The organism is Duganella radicis (assembly GCF_009720825.1).
GTDB classification, from domain to species: Bacteria; Pseudomonadota; Gammaproteobacteria; order Burkholderiales; family Burkholderiaceae_D; genus Rugamonas; species Rugamonas radicis.
In genome coordinates this window covers 1-378 of record NZ_WNKY01000136.1, presented here as the reverse complement: position 1 = coordinate 378, position 378 = coordinate 1, and the positions used below count along the sequence as shown (strand labels likewise).

The following is a 378-nucleotide window of genomic DNA, read 5'->3' as shown; positions in this document are numbered from 1 at the left end:
GACAACCGTGGCAACCGGGGCAACCGGGGCGGCAGTTCCGGCAAGTCCGGCAGCGCGGCCAGCGCATCGGCCGCCGCAGCCTTTCCGGCAGCCCCGGCCGCCCCGGTTGCCCCGGTTGCCACGGTTGTCCCGGTCGCCTCGGCCGCTCCGGCTGTTCCGGTTGCATCGATCGTCGTGGCCGCCGCGGCCGCCTCGGTAAAGCGCGGCGCCGGATTGCCCCACTGGGCCGCCAGCCGCGCGCGCGCCGTCGCCAGCGCGCTCTGGGCGCGGATCAACTCCAGCTTGACCGTGGACGCCGCCACTTGCGCGCGGGTCTGCTCCACCGGCGACACCTTGCCAGCCGCCACCCGCCGCCCGGTGGCCGACGCCGCGCGCTGG

At 77.0% G+C, this 378-nt stretch carries 1 pseudogene; it reads right to left on the bottom strand.

Annotated features, from left to right (window positions below):
- Window positions 1–302 (bottom strand): annotated as a pseudogene (locus GM676_RS32870) (TolC family protein); the annotation flags it as partial.
- Between the last annotated feature and the right edge of the window lie 76 nt (window positions 303–378).